The sequence below is a fragment of the Pedobacter sp. KBW06 genome (assembly GCF_003852525.1).
In the GTDB taxonomy this organism is placed as follows: domain Bacteria; phylum Bacteroidota; class Bacteroidia; order Sphingobacteriales; family Sphingobacteriaceae; genus Pedobacter.
In genome coordinates this window covers 1,017,133-1,035,152 of sequence record NZ_QAJL01000001.1, presented here as the reverse complement: position 1 = coordinate 1,035,152, position 18,020 = coordinate 1,017,133, and the positions used below count along the sequence as shown (strand labels likewise).

Here is an 18,020-nt window from a genome sequence, read left to right as displayed (position 1 = left end):
GCATGAAAAAAACGATACTGATCATAGGATTACTTGCGCTGACACTGTCGGTAAATGCGCAGGATAAAAAGACGAACCGCCCCAATGTCATCATCATCAATATGGACGATATGGGCTACGGAGATACGGAACCCTACGGGATGACCGGTATTCCAACGCCGAATTTTAACCGGGCAGCAAAAGAAGGCATGCGCCTGACTCATTTTAATGCAGCACAGGCAGTTTGCAGTCCTTCCAGGGCCGCATTGCTGACCGGATGTTACCCAAACAGACTGAGCCTGGCCCATGCTTTAAGTCCCGAAGCCAAAACCGCTTTAAGTACTTCAGAAGAAACAATTGCTTCCGTATTGAAAAAGGCAGGATATAAAACAGGAATGCTGGGCAAATGGCACCTGGGTTCAAAAGCACCTTACCTGCCTGTGCATTTCGGTTTTGACAGCTTTTACGGCCTTCCGTATTCTCATGACATGTGGCCGGTAGGATACGATGGAAAAGCACTGGACTCCAGTACCTACAGGGGAAAGTACCCCCGTTTGCCCATTCTGGAGGGAGATAAAGTAGTAGCCTATAATGACAACCTGGAAGACCAGGGGAAACTCACAGGCACCTTAACAAAGAAAGCAGTTGAGTTTATCAGCAATCATAAAAAAGATCCTTTTTTCCTGTACCTCGCACAGCCGATGCCACATGTTCCTTTAGCCGCATCTGCTGCGTTCAAAGGGAAAAGTGAACAAGGTTTGTTTGGCGATGTGGTGATGGAACTGGACTGGTCGCTAGGGCAGATCATGAAACGCCTGGACGAACTGAAATTGTCTGAAAACACGATCCTGATCATTACCAGCGACAATGGGCCATGGTTAAACTATGGCGACCACGCGGGCTCTTCAGGTGGCTTAAGAGAAGGAAAAGGAACGGCCTGGGATGGCGGAACAAGGGTACCTTGTATCATCCGCTGGCCAGGGAAAATTCCTGCAGGAACTGTCAACTCCCAGCTGATGGTCAATATCGATTTATTGCCAACGATCGTTTCCATCACGAAAGCAGCTTTGCCTAAAAACAGAATCGATGGAATGGATTTTTCTTCGCTTCTAACCGGGAAAACAGAGAAAGGACCAAGGGAAGTTTTTTACTATTACTATGATGTCAATAACCTGAAAGCAGTGCGTTATAAAAACTGGAAACTGGTATTTCCGCATAGTTCCAGAACATATACTGCCGGATTGCCGGGTAAAAACGGATATCCGGGACCTGCGCCTGATGCTCCGGTGAAAATGGCTTTGTACAACCTTTCGCATGACCCTGGAGAACAATATGATGTACAGGCAAGCTACCCGGAGATCGTTAAAAAGATCGAAGGATATGCGGAAGAAGCAAGACAGGACCTGGGAGATGGCCTGACCAAACGTATCGGTGCGAACAGAAGGCCGGCAGGAAAAGTAAATTAATGTTGATGATGAAATTGAAAATTAAAGCATGGTCTTTTGCCCTGCTGATCATGGGCTCCGGAATGGCATCCGCGCAGGACTACTGTCCGGTAATTCCGGCCCCGGTAACCGCGGCAAAAACAGATGCCCGGTTTGTATTAAATTCAAATACCCCAATCATAGCGGGAGATGTGGTGTTTAAGCCCATCGCGCAATACCTGCAGGAAGAATTATTGAAAACACAGCAAATGACATTGAGCATGCAGCCTGCAACAGGCGGGCCTGCCATCCGCTTTGTGCTGTCGTCCAAAAAGAAAATGCCTGCCGGAGCTTATAGTCTGGAGATCAATAGAGATGGGGTTACGATTGCGGCCAAAGAAAGTACGGGTGCGTTTTATGCTGCGGTTTCTTTATTGCAGGTAATCAGGCAGAGTAAAAGAACAAAAGCCGGCCTGCTGACTTTGACCGGATGGAAAATAGAAGATGAGCCTGGCTATGGCTGGAGAGGTTTTATGCTGGACGAGTCCAGACATTTCTTTGGCATGGAGAAACTGAAATCCATCCTCGACTGGATGGCTTTCTATAAGTTGAATAAGTTGCACTGGCACCTGACCGATGAACCGGCATGGCGGATCGAGATCAAAAGATATCCAAAGCTTGCCCTGGTTGGGGGAATAGGAAATTATGTGGATGAGTTTGCTCCAGCACAGTATTATACCCAGGAACAAATAAAGGAAGTGGTGGCTTATGCTGCAGCAAGATTTATTACGGTGATTCCGGAAATAGATATGCCGGGACATGCGACAGCAGCGAATAAGGCCTATCCGGAATTTAGTGGTGGCGGCACTCCGGGACATCCGGAGTTTACGTTTAACCCTGGAAAAGAAGCGACTTACACTTACCTGAGCAATATCCTGAAAGAAACGAATGTGTTGTTCCCTTCTGCAATGGTGCACCTTGGTGGTGATGAAGTGAGCTATGGCAATCAGAAATGGGCCGTTGATCCGGAGATTCTTTCTTTAATGAAGGATAAAAATCTTGCCGGAACAAAAGAGGTAGAAACTTATTTTATGAAACGCATGGCGGATTCGTTATTCCGTATGAATGCCAAATTACTGGTTTGGGATGAGATGACAGATGCAGGATTGCCAAAGGATAAGACGATTATTTTTTGGTGGAGACAGGATAAGCCGGAGGTATTGAAATCAGCCTTGAATAAAGGCTATGAAACGGTTTTATGTCCGCGATTGCCTTTGTACTTTGATTTTGTTCAGGACAGCACCCACCGTTACGGCAGGAAGTGGAATAAAACTTATAACGCGCTGGAAAATGTATACGCCTTTTCGGGGGAAGATTACCAGTCCCAGGCCCTTCATAAAAACCAGATCTTAGGAATTCAGGCGAACTTATGGACAGAAACGGTTCAGACGGAGCAAAGATTGGATTATTTGCTTTTTCCAAGGATTACGGCGCTTGCAGAAGCCGCCTGGTCTGTAGGAAGAAAGAAAGATTTTCCGCAGTTTATGGAACGCTTAAAAGGGCATTTGGCACTTTATGAGGCTGATGGGATTTATTATTATGATCCATTTCAAAGTCGTAAATACCCGGAACCTGTAAAAGTGGGTAAGGGGGTTAAACGTTTCAATACTGAATTGTAATTGAACTGAGCTTGCGGACTCTTGAGGACCATTGAAAAACAATAAAAGATCGAAAAAAATCAATAAACAACACGAAAACAACCAAATAAGTTCCAATGAAAAGAAGAAACTTTTTTAAGATTGCCCCTTTAGCCGGATTGTTTGGGTTTGTAAGTCCGGGGAAGGCCATTGCTGCCATTCCGGAAACTTTCATGCCTGCAAAATCGGACCGGGAATATTGGGTGTCATTGATGATCCGCATTGCGGAGCCGGTATTGAAAAACCTGAGCAAAGAGGAGTTAAAGAAAAATATGCCTCTGGAAAAACCTGCGGGTTATGGAAAGAAGGTAGAAGAGGTTACTTATCTTGAAGCATTGGGGCGTACGCTGGCAGGGATTTCAGGATGGCTGTCTTTGCCTGCTGATCAAAGTGCAGAAGGTAAAAAGAGGGCAGAGTTTGCGGAGATGGCCAGGAAGAGCATTCTGAATATCGTTAATCCTGCCTCTCCGGATTATACTGATTTTGTAAAAAGGGGAGAATCGCAGTTGCTGGTGGATGCGGCATTTTTGTCGCACGCTCTTTTACGTGCCCCTTTACAACTCTGGGAACCACTTCCGGAGGAAGGAAAAAAACAGGTCATCAGCGCTTTTAAAAGCCTGAGGTGGATTAAACCCGGACAAAGCAACTGGCTGTTGTTCTCTGCAATGGTAGAAGTGTTTTTGTTAAAGGTTGGAGCAGAATGGGAGCAGGAACGGGTAACTTATGCCATTGACAAACATAAGGAATGGTACAAAGGTGATGGTTGGTATGGTGACGGAGAGAAGTTTCATTTTGACTATTACAATGGTTTTGTGATCCAGCCAATGCTTGTGGATATACTGAAAGTGCTGGCGGAAAAAGGACTGGCGAAGTCGGAGGAATATGAGCTGATGCTGAAAAGAATGCAGCGTTATGCAGCCTGTCAGGAGCGCATGATCTCTCCTGAGGCGACTTATCCGGCAATCGGCAGGTCTGTAGTTTATCGGGTAGGGGCTTTCCAGCCACTGGCACAGCTGGCATTGAACCGCCAGTTGCCAAAGATGATCAGTCCGGCACAGGTGCGTTCTGCACTCACGGCAGTCATGAAAAGACAATTCGAAATGAAAGGTACATTTAGTACAACAGGATGGTTACAGCTGGGCTTCTGCGGCCATCAGCCACAGGCTGCCGAAACCTATATCAGTACCGGAAGTTTATATTTATGTAGTGTGGGATTTTTGCCTTTAGGCTTGCCTGCGGATGATGTTTTCTGGACAAGTCCGGCAGAAGAATGGTCAGGAAAAAAAGCCTGGTCGGGAGGGGCTTACGAGGAAGACCATGCGGTAAATTTCTAAAGTAGGCAGCAAGGTTTTAATTTAAAACAGGTAACAGGTTTTTTAAAATTAAAATCGGGTGTGTTTCAAAAAACACACCCGATTTTTTATTAAATATTGTTTTTTACTGCCTTACGAACCGCAGTCCGCATCCTTCAATGCAGCGAGGGTAGATCTCCAGATTTTCTTCGCTAAGTTTATAACCGAAAATTTGTGCCGGAAGGTAAACGTTATACAGGACTTCCATCTTTGTACTATCCAGGATCTTATAGCGAAAGGTATCAAAAGAGAGGGCATTGCCTTCCAATTTGCCATCTTTATTAAAATTGAGGTATTTTGGCTCACCTGTTGCCTTCATGTATTTGCCGCTTCCGTCGCCGGGATCGGTCATCGTTTCTGTCAGTTTCCATTTACCGTAAATCTCAAGGGATCGTGGTGCAGCCTTATCTTTTTTACAGGAGAAGGAGAGGGCCGAAATGGCGATGAATAATAAGAGTAATCCTTTTTTCATAAAACATGTTTTTTTCCTAAACGGTTGTCATCGGATAAACGCTACAGCTAAACGATTTTATTTTTCGGCTAATGGTTTTTTAATCAGTTGTTTAAACGTCCCGGCCGGGAGGCGCTGAAAACCTATAAATTGCTTTCAATTGCGCCTACTTTTTCCCGGTATAAATCTACCTCTCCATCCAGAAGAACTGCTATCACTGTTAAGCTCTTGTCCAGACGGTCCTGTGGAACCGGAATGTAAATGATTCCAGGAATCGCACTCCAATACAGTTTATTGTAGATTTCAGGCTCCATCATTGTGCCTTCACCCACAATCCTGATCCTCGCGATTTTGTTCTTAATTCCTTTTAAGGCAATAGGGCCTGTTGGCTTTCCTTCTACAAAAAGATAAACGGTTTTCTTATCGGCAGATAAGGCACTGTTGCCCTGATAATGTCCTTCAGGAAGTCCTTTTCCTGTTTGGAACAGGCCTTCTGCATTTTTGGTGATCCAGTTGTAGACTTCCGGGTTCAGGTTTTTCTTTTCTGTTTCAAATCCCAGTCCGTCTACCGCCAGTTTGGTGTTTAAGAAAGGGTTGTTTCCATCCTGCAGTGCATTGGCAATTTCGGTGATCTGTTGTTTTGCAGGTTCTTTTTTCTTTTCCGTCAGGTTTACGCTGACACTGGTTTTTTCTTCCAGTTTTAAAGGTTCATCAAATTGAAGGGCAAGTACGGTTACATCCGCATCAACCGAGCTTTCAGAGATCTTTAAACTAAGGTCATTTCCGTTTTTGCTGAGTTCGACATGATTGTTATTGCCCACAACTTTAGCAGATTTAACTTTGGACTGGATACCTTTAAGGTATAAAATTCCATCATATGGTGCCCAGTCTGCATATAGATATAAGGTTTTGCGGTCTTTGGAAAGACTGGTTTTTCCGTCGAAATGTCCTGCAGGGATTCCTGCACGGGTTCCGTAAATTGCTTCTCCATGTTTTTGGGTCCAGCGGGCCAGTCCTTTAAGCACTTTTACCTGTTGTTCAGGGATGGTTCCATCTGCTTTAGGGCCGATGTCAAGTAATAGGTTTCCACCCATACTGATACAGTCTACCAGGGTTCTTACAATCATATTCGGGGATTTGTACTTGTAATCGTAAGGCTGGTAACCCCAGGAATCATTCATCGTATAACACAGTTCCCAGTAATCTCCGGCAGGTCTTACCACCGGAATTCCCTGTTCAGGTGTTTCATAATCGCCATGGCCGTTGAGCCTGGAATTGATGATGATGTTGGGGTTATAGCTGCGCAATCCTTTGAGCACTTTTTGTGCCTGCCATTCTTCTCCTGAATGTTCCCAGTCTCCATCAAACCATAAAAGATCTGGTTTGAAATTCGAAGACAGTTCGTCCAGTTGCTTATGGTAATAGCTCAGGTATTTGTTCCATCGCTTAGGCTCTTCTGTAAGCTTGTATCTTTTATGCTCTCTTGTGAAAACATCATAATCTGGATAACTCCAGTCGGGCAGGGAGAAATACAATCCTGTTTTTAATCCCGAAGCTTTTAAAGCTTTTACAAAGGGACTGATGAGGTCTTTTTTCGCAGCGCTATGTTTGATCGTCGTTGTTGCGTTAGGGGCTTTGGTATCCCATAAAGAGATTCCATCATGATGTTTGGTGGTAATGACCGAATATTTGGCACCACTTTCTTTAATGAGCTTTACCCATTCTTCCGGTTGGTAACTGGCGGCATTAAACCCATCCAGTTGTTTCATATAATTATCATGGTTGATGTAATTATTGAAAAATGCCCAGGATTCGGAAATTCCGTTGACCGAATAAATGCCCCAATGGATAAATATCCCCAGTTTGGCATCGGTAAACCATTCCATTTTTTTAGCATTGTTCTTGTCCTGGGTTTTGCTTTCCTGTGCTTTGTTCTCTGAAAAGAACACCAGCAAAAACAGAAAAGACAGTAAGGTCTTCTTGTTCATAGAATTGTGTGTAGGTTTCGTTTGTTAATGTTGTATTTGTGTGTGTGTTTGTAGGCAGGCTTATTTTTGTAAATAGGATTTTTGATAAGTTAAAGGACTCTTTCCTGTGATGATTTTGAAATGTTTATGAAAACTGGCGAAGTTGTGGAAGCCACTTTCATAACAGATCTGCTTTACATTCATGCTGTCCTCAATCAGCAGTTTGCAGGCATGTCCGACCCTGATTTCACTGATGAACTGGGTATAGGTTTTTCGGGTCCTTGATTTAAAATAACGGCAAAAGGAATTCGGACTGATATTGGCTACGGAAGCCATTTCTTCCATCTGGATTTTTCTTTTGAAGTTGGCCAGGGAATAATTGTAAATGGCATTGATCCGGTCGTTCTCAATTTCCTCGAAATCGTGGCGGAAACCGATGGAAGAAAGCAGGTGGTTTGGCGTGCAGTTTTCAATCGCGAGCAAAGCTTCCATCAACAAGATGATCCGTTTGGAGCCCTCAGAAAGCAGGATAGACTCGATCAGTTCCCCAATGGCTTTTTTATTCTTATCGGGAATCTGAATCCCTCTTTGTGCCTTTTCCAGGGTCAGCTTTAAGGCTTTATTCTCCGGAAGGTTCAGGAAATGGCTTCCCCAGAAGTTCTCATTGAAATGGACTACCACTACATCGGCATTGTTCTTCTCATCTTCATTAAAATAGCTGTCGTCGAACCTCCAGTAATGGGGCAGGTGTGCACCTACAAGTACGACATCGCCGGATCTGAAACGCTTGATGTTGTCTCCGATAAACTGGGTGCCGTTGCCCTTTTTAAAATAGATCAGTTCAACCTCGGCATGGTAATGCCAGCGGTTGTTGATGTAAGGAACCTTATCTCTTCTTGCACTAAATGAATTCACAAGGTTGTTTGAAACTTTGAGTAGTTGTGGCTTCATGATATTTGGTTAGGTAATGATAAAAGTATAAAAATCTTTTAAAAATACCTTGTAATTTAACAATTACACTTAAATCTGCCAATATTGCTTAATAATTGCCGATTTCGCTGAATAATTCCGGTTATGCTATTCCATAAAAACTAATAACTTTGGTTTAACAACACACAAACCGAATAAATTATGACCAAAAGAACCTGGAAAACCTCAGTAATGGTTTTTCTGATCCCCATTGCTTTTCTTCCTGCAAGGCTGCAGGCGCAGGTAAAAAAATCAAAACCAGTTGCCCCGAATATCATTTTCATCCTTACCGACGATCTGGGCTATGGTGATATTGGTGTTTTCTTTCAAAATCAGCGCCAGCAGAAGGGAAACAAAGCACTGCCTTTTCAATTGACACCACATCTGGATCAGATGGCTGCTTCCGGTGCCAAATTCACAAATCAATATAGCAATGCCCCGGTTTGTGCCCCTTCCAGGGCTTCATTCATGACGGGAATGAACCAGGGCAATGCCAGTGTAAGAGATAACCAGTTCGACAAACAGATCGAAAACAACCATACCGTTGCGGGGATGTTAAAAGCAGGCGGCTACGCTACTGCAGCGATTGGAAAATGGGGTTTGCAGGGCGAAACCAAAGAGGAACCCAACTGGCCCGCCCATCCTTCAAAAAGAGGCTTTGATCAGTTCTTTGGTTATATGAGGCATGCCGATGGCCATGAGCATTATCCTTATGAAGGATTATATCGCGGCAAAAAGCAGGTCTGGGACAATTATACCAATGTTGCTGCGGAGCTGAGTAAATGTTATACCACAGATCTGTGGACGGCCTATGCGAAAAAATGGATCGTAGATCATGAGCAGGGAAAAGACGCGAAAAAACCTTTCTTTATGTTTCTGGCCTACGATGCCCCTCATGCGGTACTGGAATTGCCAACTCAGGCTTATCCTAAAGGAAGCGGTCTTAAAGGCGGATTGCAATGGACCGGAAAAGGCGGAAATATGATCAATACGGCTTCAGGAGAGATTGATACTTATGTGCATCCGGATTATGCGAATGCTACTTATGACGACGATCAGAATGCGGCTACTCCGGAAGTTGCCTGGCCGGATACGTATAAAAGATATGCGACGGCGAACAGAAGGATTGATGATGCGGTTGGGGATCTGACCCAACTGCTGCAGGATCTGAACATCGCAGAAAATACACTGGTGATTTTTACATCAGATAATGGCCCTTCCATAGAATCCTACCTTCCAAAAGGATTTGCCCCTAACAGTCCGGAGTTTTTTGGAAGTTTTGGCCCTTTCGACGGGATCAAAAGAGATGTCTGGGAAGGTGGACTGAGAATGCCTACGCTGGCCAGCTGGCCGGGACATATTGCTCCGGGAAAAAGCATCAGCAGCCCCAGCATGTTGTCAGACTGGATGGCGACTTTTGCTGACGCAGCAAAGATCTCCGTTCCGGCAAGAACAGATGGGGTCTCATTATTGCCTGTACTGACCGGAAAAGGCAAACAGGAAGCAGGACAGGTATATGTAGAATATACTGAAGGTGGAAGAACACCGGATTTTAAATCGTTCGAAGAAAGCCGGAGAGGAAGAAAGCGCGATCAGATGCAGATGATTCGTTTCGGGGATTTGGTGGGTGTCCGTTACCAGATCAAATCTGCCGCTGATGATTTTGAGATTTATAATGTCGTTACCGATCCCAAAGAAACAAAGAACCTTGCTGCTGATCCTGCCTATCAGAAGATGCAGGAAAAAATGAAGGCTAAAGTCTTGCAGCTAAGGAGGGTGGATGCCGAAGCTCCCCGTCCTTATGATGGAGCTGCCATTCCTGCTTCGCCTGTTTCCAAAGGACTCAAACCTGGTTTGAACTGGCGCTTTTTTAAAGGTGACTTTCCATGGGTAATTTCCGAAAAAGAGAAAGCGGCGCAGAAAAAAGGAGGAGCCGGAGGGTTAAAGCAGGTTCTTGCCGGTACTGCGGATGGGATGGTCCTGTATGAGGCTTATTTTAAAGCGCCTGAGGATGGAAATTATACTTTCTCTCTTCAGACGAAAGGTAAAGCTTATGTACGGTTACATGAGGCAGAATTACTGGATGCGGACTTTGGATATACGTCGGGTAAAGAAATTTTTACAACAGTGAAGTTGAAAGCCGGATACCATCCGGTTAAAATTTATGCCTTGAAAAAGGCGGGAGAAACAGGAGAATTGGTGCTGAAGTATAAAGAAGGCAGATCTGATTGGTCATTGTTAAGCAACAAAAATCTGTATTGCGTAAAATATTTGCTTTAAGCCTTGTATTTAGAAGATTTAGATTGCAAAAAAAAGTGTTTAAACTTTCATTTAATCAAAAAGTTAATTACATTTGGGCTTACCCTTTCGAGGGTATGTTTTTCATAGGTAGATGTAGGGTCGGAAATTTATTTTCGACCCTTTTTTGTTCATAGGGGTTCCGTACCTTTACCGGCGTTATGAATAAGAAAAAAATCGTCGTTGCCATCACCGGAGCCAGTGGTTCCATTTACGCTAAATTGCTCCTGGATAACCTGCTGAAGCTCTCTGACCAGATTGAAAAGGTAGGGGTGGTGATGTCCGACAATGCGAAGGAAGTCTGGCGCTTTGAGCTGGGCAATGCAGACTATGATCTTTACCCCTTCACTTTTTATCCGAAAATGGATTTCAATGCGCCTTTCGCTTCGGGCTCTGCAAAATTTGACACTATGATTATCATTCCATGTTCCATGGGAACGCTTGGAAGAATCGCGCATGGCATCTCCAATGACCTCATCAGCCGGGCGGCAGATGTGGTCCTGAAAGAACGCCGGAAATTGATCGCCGTAGTGCGGGATACGCCTTTCAGCCTCATTCACATCAATAATATGAAGACAGTAACGGAAGCTGGCGGAATCATTTGCCCGGCAAGTCCTTCTTTTTACAGCCTTCCAAAGAGCATTGAAGAAGTCGCCCAGACGGTGGTCAGCCGTGTGATTGACCTGGCCGGGCTTAGTATGGATAGTTTCCGCTGGAATGAGGAATAATCCCATCTAAAAACTTATCTTTGCAAATTCTCTAAGGAAATTTATCAGGGCTAATGAAGAAGGTTGCATTTTATACACTGGGTTGTAAGTTAAATTTTTCTGAAACTTCCACTATAGGCAGGTTATTTACCGATGCAGGTTATGCAGTCGTGGATTTTACTGCGGCGGCAGATGTATATGTGATCAATACCTGCTCCGTAACGGAACATGCGGATAAGAAATGCCGCAAGGTGGTTAAGGAAGCACTTAAATATGCACCTAATGCCTACATCACTATTGTGGGTTGTTATGCGCAGCTTAAACCTGTAGAAATTGCTGAAATCGAAGGTGTGGATATGGTATTGGGCGCAGCAGAAAAATTCCGCATCGTGGAATACATCTCCGACCTGACCAAACAGCCTAAGGCCGTTATTCATCAGCAGAACATTGAGAAAGTTAACCACAACTTTATTGCAGCTTATTCTATCGGCGACAGAACCCGGACTTTCTTAAAGGTTCAGGACGGTTGTGATTATCCATGTACGTATTGTACCATTCCACTTGCACGTGGCGGAAGCCGCAGTGATACCATAGAAAATGTGGTCAACCGCGCAGCGCAAATTGCAGAAAGTGGTGTGAAAGAGATCGTGCTTACCGGGGTTAACCTGGGCGATTTCGGCATCAGGGATGGCAAGAGAGAAGATAAATTCTTCGACCTGGTAAGGGCACTGGATGAAGTGGAAGGCATTGAGCGAATCAGGATCTCTTCCATAGAGCCGAATTTGCTGAGCAATGAAATCATTGAGTTTGTAGCACATTCCAAACGCTTTGTACCTCATTTCCATATTCCATTACAATCCGGATCCAATAAGATCCTGGGATTGATGAAAAGACGTTACCAGAGAGAACTATATACTGAACGTGTAGCCACGATCAAAGCATTGATTCCAAATTGCTGTATCGGTGTGGATGTGATCGTTGGTTTTCCGGGCGAAACACATGAAGACTTTTTAGATACCTATCAGTTCTTAAATGAACTGGATATTTCCTATTTACACGTGTTTACTTATTCTGAGCGTGAGCAGACCGCGGCGGCAGAGATGAAGGGCCGTGTAGCCGGAAGCACGAGGGCAGACCGAAGTAAAATGCTGCACATCTTATCAGACAAAAAACGCAGGGCTTTTTACCAGTCGCAGATTGGTACCGTAGGTGAAGTGCTTTTTGAAGATGACCAGAAAGATGGTTTCATGCATGGTTTCACAAAAAACTATGTGAAAGTAAAAGCGAAATATGATCCGGTGATGGTAAATGAGATCAAAACAGTGAAATTGATCGAACTTACTGCTGATGGAGAGGTAGAAGTTGCAGAAACCGAAGAAGTTTTAGCGCATTAATCCTATATTCGCATAAAACTTTTTTATCCGTATGTTTCCAACCGTATCTCATTTTATAGAGTATCTTTTCGGCGTTCAGGTACCCCTTCCTTTTAATACATTTGGCGTTTTTGTTGCGCTGGCTTTTATCGCAGGCTACTGGGCTTTTACCCAGGAATTTAAACGTAAAGAGGCCCTGGGGCTTTTACATCCGATAAAAAAGCTGATCACCATTGGTAAACCTGCAACAACCATCGAACTGCTCTATAATGGTATTTTCGGATTCCTGATCGGCTATAAACTGGTTTACGCTTTATTAAATTATAAACTTTTTGTAAGTGATGCCCAAACGGTATTGTTGTCTACCAAAGGAAGTCTGCTTGGCGGACTGTTCTTTGCGGGTCTTTTTGCTTACTGGGACCATAAAGAAAAAAACAGGACTAAATTACCTGCTCCTAAAACAGTAGAGGTAACGCAGCACCCTTACGAGCTGATGGGCAATATGATTGTCTGGGCAGCAGTATGGGGCTTTTTAGGCGCTAAAATATTCGATAACCTGGAGCATTGGGATACTTTTGTTCAGGACCCGATCGGCAGTTTGCTTTCTTTCAGCGGACTTACTTTTTACGGTGGTTTGATCTGTGGTGGTGCCGCAGTATTGTACATCGCCAAAAAGAACAATGTAAAAATCTTACACATGCTGGACATTGGTGGTCCCGGAATGATGCTGGCTTACAGTGTCGGCCGGATCGGATGCCATATGTCGGGCGACGGGGATTGGGGAATTACCAATCTTAACCCTAAACCTTTTAGCTGGCTTCCCGACTGGATGTGGGCCTATACCTATCCAAACAATGTGGCGAATGAAGGGAATCTTATTCCCGGCTGTATCGGCAAATTTTGTCATGAGTTAGCCGCGCCGGTATATCCAACGCCCATCTATGAGGTGATTGTCTGCTTTATCTTATTCCTTATTCTCTGGAAGATCCGTGACCGCATTAAACTGCCGGGCATGATGTTCGGGATTTACCTGATGATGAATGGTCTGGAGCGCTTCTTTGTGGAACTGATCAGGGTGAATACCAAATACAATGTTGCCGGAATCCGTTTTACACAGGCGGAATTAATTTCCAGCATCTTGTTCCTGTCTGGTCTGCTTCTGGTGCTCTATTCTGTGAAGAATAAAGAAAAGCATGCAAATTATTAATATCCAAAGATTTGAATTACGAATTACTCTGTTCTAAAGTAGTTGCCATCACACGGCTGACCGGCAATTTTATCCGCAAGGAGTCCATGAATTTTGATGCGAATGCAGTAGAATTCAAAGGGCTGAACGACCTGGTATCCTATGTAGATAAAACGGCGGAGAAGCAACTGGTGCGAAATTTAGCCAAGCTGATTCCCGGTGCAGGATTTACAACAGAAGAAGAAACGATCAATAGCAGGGGAGAGGTTTTCAACTGGATCATAGATCCTTTAGACGGTACCACGAACTTTATCCATGGCATTCCAACTTATGCGATCAGCGTTGCCCTTTATGAGGACGACCAGCCGGTTATCGGCGTGGTGTATGAGATCAACAGGGGAGAGATGTTCTTTACCTATAAAGGTGGGGCAGCTTATCTGAACAATAAAGAAATCCAGGTTTCTACCAGGACCTCACTGGCGGATAGCCTGCTGGCTACCGGTTTCCCTTATTACCAGTTTGACAAGCAGGCGCAATACATGCAGTTGTTCTCTGAAATGATGCAAAAGTGTCATGGACTGAGGAGGATTGGTTCGGCAGCAACAGACCTTGCTTATGTGGCCTGTGGCAGGTTTGATGCCTTTTTTGAATACAATCTGAATGCCTGGGACGTGGCGGCAGGAGCTTATCTTGTACAACAGGCAGGGGGAAATATCATGAACTTCTCCGGTGGAGCAGAGTTTCTGGAGAAAAGAGAAATCCTGGCGAGCAACGGATTGATCCACGAGGATATTTTAGCGACGATGAATACGCATTTTAACAGCCAGTTGTAGTCTGATTTGAAAATGTAATTAGGAAACAGGTTGTTTCGCGATGATAAGGTAAAATAAGAAAGGCCCATGATTTTTGTCATGGGCCTTTCTGTTTATCGTTGTTCTTGTTTTACAAGGCTTCAGATACCACTTCTTTCACTTCAGGAACCATGCGTTGTAATAAGTTCTGGATTCCCGATTTTAAAGTAATGGTAGAAGATGGACATCCACTGCATGAACCTCTAAGTTCTACAGTAACGACACCTTCTTCAAATGATTTATAGCTGATGGCACCACCATCCTGTTCTACTGCCGGACGTACATAGTCGTGCAGGATCTGCTGAATTTTGATCTCAATGTCTGTTCCTTCGAAAGCGGCAGCCACTTCATTGGTTTCTTCTTTGATCTTATATTCTGATTCTACAGCACCCTTTACGAATTCTTTCAAAAGAGGCTCGATGTCTGCCCATTCAGCGTCTTCAGTCTTGGTAATGGTCACGAAGTTACTTGCAAAAAAAACGCCGTTCACAAAGTTGAACTTGAACAGTTCCTTCGCAAAAGGGGAATGCTCAGCACTCTCTTTAGTCGCAAAATCTTCACTGCCATTGATCAATAACTTATTGACCATAAACTTCATGGTGGCAGGATTAGGGGTTTGTTCTGTATATACGTTGATCGTCATTGTCTTTTTTTCTTACAAAAATAAATAATTCAAAGATGCAATTTAAGCTATCGATGTCTGTTTTAGGTCATTATATCTTAAAATACTCCGGTATAGTTAAACGGCGTAATCTGCTTTAACTCTGCTTTTATTGCATCGTTGACGTTTAAGCCATCAATAAAGGTAGCCATCGTCTCTGCTGTGATCTTCTGATTGGTACGTGTCAGGTCTTTTAAAGCCTCGTAAGGGTTTGGATAAGCCTCTCTTCTCAATACCGTTTGAATGGCCTCAGCCACTACTGCCCAGTTGTTTTCCAGGTCAGCAGCAATTGCTTCGTTGTTTAACAACAACTTGTTCAATCCTCTTAAAGTAGAGGCCATAGCGATCAGGGTATGTGCCATAGGAACACCTACATTTCTCAGTACTGTAGAATCGGTCAGGTCTCTCTGTAAACGGGAGATCGGAAGTTTTGCTGCGAAGAATTCAAATAAGGCATTCGCTATGCCGGCATTTCCTTCTGCGTTTTCGAAATCAATAGGATTTACTTTATGTGGCATCGCAGATGAACCTACTTCTCCTTCTTTGATTTTTTGCTTGAAGTAATTCTTAGAGATGTACGCCCAGATGTCGCGGTCCAGGTCAATGATGATGTTGTTGATTCGTTTTAAGGCATCACATTGTGCTGCAAACTGATCGTAATGTTCAATTTGAGTGGTGTGTTGCGCGCGGCTTAATCCCAATACTTCATTGACAAAGTTATTCGAGAAATCCACCCAGTTGATGGAAGGGTAAGCGATATGGTGTGCATTGAAATTTCCTGTAGCACCACCAAACTTAGCACTGTTCGGGATGTTTTTAAGGTTGTTCAACTGAATTTCCAGACGTTCTGCAAATACCAGGAACTCTTTTCCCAGTTTGGTAGGAGAGGCCGGTTGTCCGTGGGTATGCGCCAATAGCGGAACATCTTTCCAGTCTGTAGCCAGTTCTTTAATTCTGCTGATCAATCCGATGATGTTTGGATAATAAACTTCATTCAGCGCCAGTTTAAAAGTATAAGGGATGGCAGTATTGTTGATGTCCTGAGAAGTTAGTCCAAAATGGATGAACTCTTTGTAGTCCTGGAAACCCAATTCATCAAATTGTTTCTTGATGAAGTATTCTACTGCTTTAACGTCGTGATTGGTGATTTTCTCCGTGTCTTTGATTTCCTGTGCATGATCATCATTGAATTGCTCATGAATCAGGCGTAGTTTTCCATAGTTGGCTTTATCAAATTGTGCTAATCCGGGTAATCCGATTTCACATAGTGAAATGAAATACTCTACTTCTACATATACCCTGTATTTGATGAGGGCAGATTCAGAAAAGTATTTAGATAGGCTTTGAGTGGTGTTTCTATAACGGCCATCTATTGGAGAAATAGCTTGAAGTGGAGATAAATTCATGAATATTATGGTTGTTTACAGGCGCGAAGTTACGCATTATTAGCCGTTTTTGGGAAGGGAAAGGGGGCTAAAATAAATCCAGGGCACAAAAAAAAGGCTTTAGATATCTCCAAAGCCTTTTTTTTATAAGTTATTTAAACTAGTGAGCAGCTGGTTTAGCAGCTTCTTTAGTTGCTTCTGTTGTAGTTTTAACAGTAGTATCTTTTACAGTTGAGTCTTTTACAGTAGTATCAACAGTTGTAACAACTGCACCAGAATCAGTTTTAGTAGTGTCAGTAGAAGTACCAGTTTTTTCTGAAGTACAAGCTGCTACTGATAAAGTGATTGCTAAAGCTGCAAAGCCAAATTTAAATGCGTTTTTCATTCTATTTTTGTTTTAAGGTAATTAACTAATTTTACAGATTAATACGCTAATGTCAGAAAGGTAACCCGGGTATTTGAAAATATTTTTAAAATATTTTTTTAGACGGAAATAGGGGAGGAATCGGGTCTGAATCGGGGTCAATGCAAACCGCTATCAGGAATACCACAAAATCAACTGGATTTTTATGTAAAGTCAGATCAGGAATAAGGCCTTGAAATCTTTGCTTTGGGCAGGCTGAAAACCTGGTAAATACCCCGAATAAAACGGCTTGTGGTTATGCAGGCTCTAACCAGGGTCTATACTTGGTGCATGCCCGCTGGGAAGCCTGTTAAAGGCGGGTAAAATGCTGAGCTAAAATCAAAGCTGGCTTGAGAAGGTGGTAACTTTGTTTATTTTGGTTCAGTTATTCCTGTCCCCCATCTGGTGATGCAGTCTGATAGAATGGTACAACATTGCCTTAATAAAGCTGGCCAGGGCTAGGCTGACGGTAGGGGTTGAGAGGGCCTGATAGGGCTTTTCCCCCTTTTAAACCCATTTAATCGGAAGCTATACTTCAGGTAAAAACAAAGGCGCTATGCCTGATGTTACAGACATGAATGCTGAGATATCTCAGACATAAAATAAATTCATGCAATTCAGTTATCTTTAATATTTAAACAATTTAATCAAATTTATTATGGCAAAAGCACCAAATGGGGTATTAGGCCCCCTAAGAGGAAAAATAAAAAATCTGGTCTTTTATGTGTTAAATGGACAGCCTGTAGTACGAACTATCGGTAAAACTTACAAAAAGCCCAGTATAAATCAGTTGGCCAACTATCAGGCCATGTCGGTTACCATGGATCTTATAAGACCTATCACTGGTTTTATCAATTCCAGCTTTGAACTTGAAGCGAGCGGAACAATTAAAAATGCACACAACCTGGCTACTTCTTATAATAAAAAGAAGGCATTGAAGGGTGAATATCCTAATATCGGTGTAGACTATAGTAAAGTGGTACTTAGTTATGGAGAACTTGAGGTTTCAACAAACCTTAAGATGAAGCTGGTAAAGAGAGGTGTTCATATCCGCTGGGATGGAAATGGGGGATATGGTGATGATATCGTGATGATTCTGCTTTTACATCCGCTCAGTGAGTACGCCACTTTTACACTTAATGCGTGTCGAAGAGATGCAGGACAATATTTAATGGAAGTAACGGAAACCTCTCTGTTGAATGAACCAATAGAAGCCTATATCTGCTTTAAGTCGGCTGATGGAAGGCGGATTTCCAATAGTACATATCTTGGAAACCTGAATGGATAAATACAAAATATCTTATAACAAAAAAGGCG

15 protein-coding genes are annotated in these 18,020 nt (G+C 43.3%); 9 read left to right on the top strand and 6 right to left on the bottom strand.

Features of this window, described 5'->3' with window-relative positions:
- The first annotated feature begins 2 nt into the window (after positions 1-2).
- The 3 genes from DBR43_RS04100 (at position 3) to DBR43_RS04090 (ending at position 4,434) form a co-directional block, all read left to right on the top strand.
- Entirely contained in the window at positions 3-1,445 is a 1,443-nt protein-coding gene (locus DBR43_RS04100) for a sulfatase (protein WP_124578155.1), read from the top strand.
- A 5-nt stretch (positions 1,446-1,450) separates the two neighbouring features.
- The gene (locus DBR43_RS04095) at positions 1,451-3,082 is read left to right on the top strand and encodes a beta-N-acetylhexosaminidase (protein WP_233602848.1); all 1,632 of its coding nucleotides are present in this window, start codon (positions 1,451-1,453) and stop codon (positions 3,080-3,082) included.
- A 95-nt stretch (positions 3,083-3,177) separates the two neighbouring features.
- A complete protein-coding gene (locus tag DBR43_RS04090; RefSeq protein ID WP_124578151.1) occupies positions 3,178-4,434 on the top strand; it encodes a DUF2264 domain-containing protein in 1,257 nt (418 codons plus the stop codon).
- A gap of 103 nt (positions 4,435-4,537) precedes the next feature.
- On the opposite strand, the gene DBR43_RS04085 is transcribed toward DBR43_RS04090, so the two are convergent.
- From DBR43_RS04085 to DBR43_RS04075, 3 genes are all read right to left on the bottom strand, one after another.
- Positions 4,538-4,924, bottom strand: coding sequence for a hypothetical protein (locus tag DBR43_RS04085; RefSeq protein ID WP_124578149.1), 387 nt, complete (start codon positions 4,922-4,924; stop codon positions 4,538-4,540).
- A 122-nt stretch (positions 4,925-5,046) separates the two neighbouring features.
- On the bottom strand, positions 5,047-6,891 hold the full coding sequence (locus DBR43_RS04080) for an alpha-L-fucosidase (protein ID WP_124578147.1): 1,845 nt from the start codon (positions 6,889-6,891) through the stop codon (positions 5,047-5,049).
- A gap of 60 nt (positions 6,892-6,951) precedes the next feature.
- On the bottom strand, positions 6,952-7,821 hold the full coding sequence (locus DBR43_RS04075) for an AraC family transcriptional regulator (RefSeq protein ID WP_124578145.1): 870 nt from the start codon (positions 7,819-7,821) through the stop codon (positions 6,952-6,954).
- Positions 7,822-8,001: 180 nt separating this feature from the next.
- Between DBR43_RS04075 and DBR43_RS04070 the strand changes: the two genes are divergently transcribed.
- The 5 genes from DBR43_RS04070 (at position 8,002) to DBR43_RS04050 (ending at position 14,236) form a co-directional block, all read left to right on the top strand.
- The gene (locus tag DBR43_RS04070) at positions 8,002-10,119 is read left to right on the top strand and encodes a sulfatase-like hydrolase/transferase (RefSeq protein WP_124578143.1); all 2,118 of its coding nucleotides are present in this window, start codon (positions 8,002-8,004) and stop codon (positions 10,117-10,119) included.
- A 179-nt stretch (positions 10,120-10,298) separates the two neighbouring features.
- A complete protein-coding gene (locus DBR43_RS04065) occupies positions 10,299-10,865 on the top strand; it encodes a UbiX family flavin prenyltransferase (protein ID WP_124578141.1) in 567 nt (188 codons plus the stop codon).
- 53 nt (positions 10,866-10,918) lie between these two features.
- Positions 10,919-12,238 (top strand): tRNA (N(6)-L-threonylcarbamoyladenosine(37)-C(2))-methylthiotransferase MtaB, encoded by a 1,320-nt coding sequence (gene mtaB / locus DBR43_RS04060; protein ID WP_124578139.1) that lies wholly within the window; start codon positions 10,919-10,921, stop codon positions 12,236-12,238.
- A gap of 31 nt (positions 12,239-12,269) precedes the next feature.
- Positions 12,270-13,424: a prolipoprotein diacylglyceryl transferase gene (locus DBR43_RS04055; protein ID WP_124578138.1), complete on the top strand. Its 1,155-nt coding sequence runs from the start codon at positions 12,270-12,272 to the stop codon at positions 13,422-13,424.
- An 11-nt stretch (positions 13,425-13,435) separates the two neighbouring features.
- Positions 13,436-14,236: an inositol monophosphatase family protein gene (locus tag DBR43_RS04050; protein WP_124578136.1), complete on the top strand. Its 801-nt coding sequence runs from the start codon at positions 13,436-13,438 to the stop codon at positions 14,234-14,236.
- A 109-nt stretch (positions 14,237-14,345) separates the two neighbouring features.
- On the opposite strand, the gene DBR43_RS04045 is transcribed toward DBR43_RS04050, so the two are convergent.
- From DBR43_RS04045 to DBR43_RS04035, 3 genes are all read right to left on the bottom strand, one after another.
- Positions 14,346-14,897 carry a NifU family protein gene (locus DBR43_RS04045; protein ID WP_124578134.1) on the bottom strand — a complete coding sequence of 184 codons (552 nt, stop codon included), beginning with the start codon at positions 14,895-14,897 and terminating at the stop codon, positions 14,346-14,348.
- 77 nt (positions 14,898-14,974) lie between these two features.
- Positions 14,975-16,321, bottom strand: a complete 1,347-nt coding sequence (gene purB / locus DBR43_RS04040) for an adenylosuccinate lyase (protein WP_124578132.1) — start codon at positions 16,319-16,321, stop codon at positions 14,975-14,977.
- 139 nt (positions 16,322-16,460) lie between these two features.
- Positions 16,461-16,685: a hypothetical protein gene (locus DBR43_RS04035; RefSeq protein ID WP_124578130.1), complete on the bottom strand. Its 225-nt coding sequence runs from the start codon at positions 16,683-16,685 to the stop codon at positions 16,461-16,463.
- 676 nt (positions 16,686-17,361) lie between these two features.
- Here DBR43_RS04035 and DBR43_RS04030 point away from each other — a divergent pair.
- On the top strand, positions 17,362-17,991 hold the full coding sequence (locus DBR43_RS04030) for a DUF6266 family protein (protein WP_124578128.1): 630 nt from the start codon (positions 17,362-17,364) through the stop codon (positions 17,989-17,991).
- The last annotated feature ends 29 nt before the right edge of the window (positions 17,992-18,020 follow it).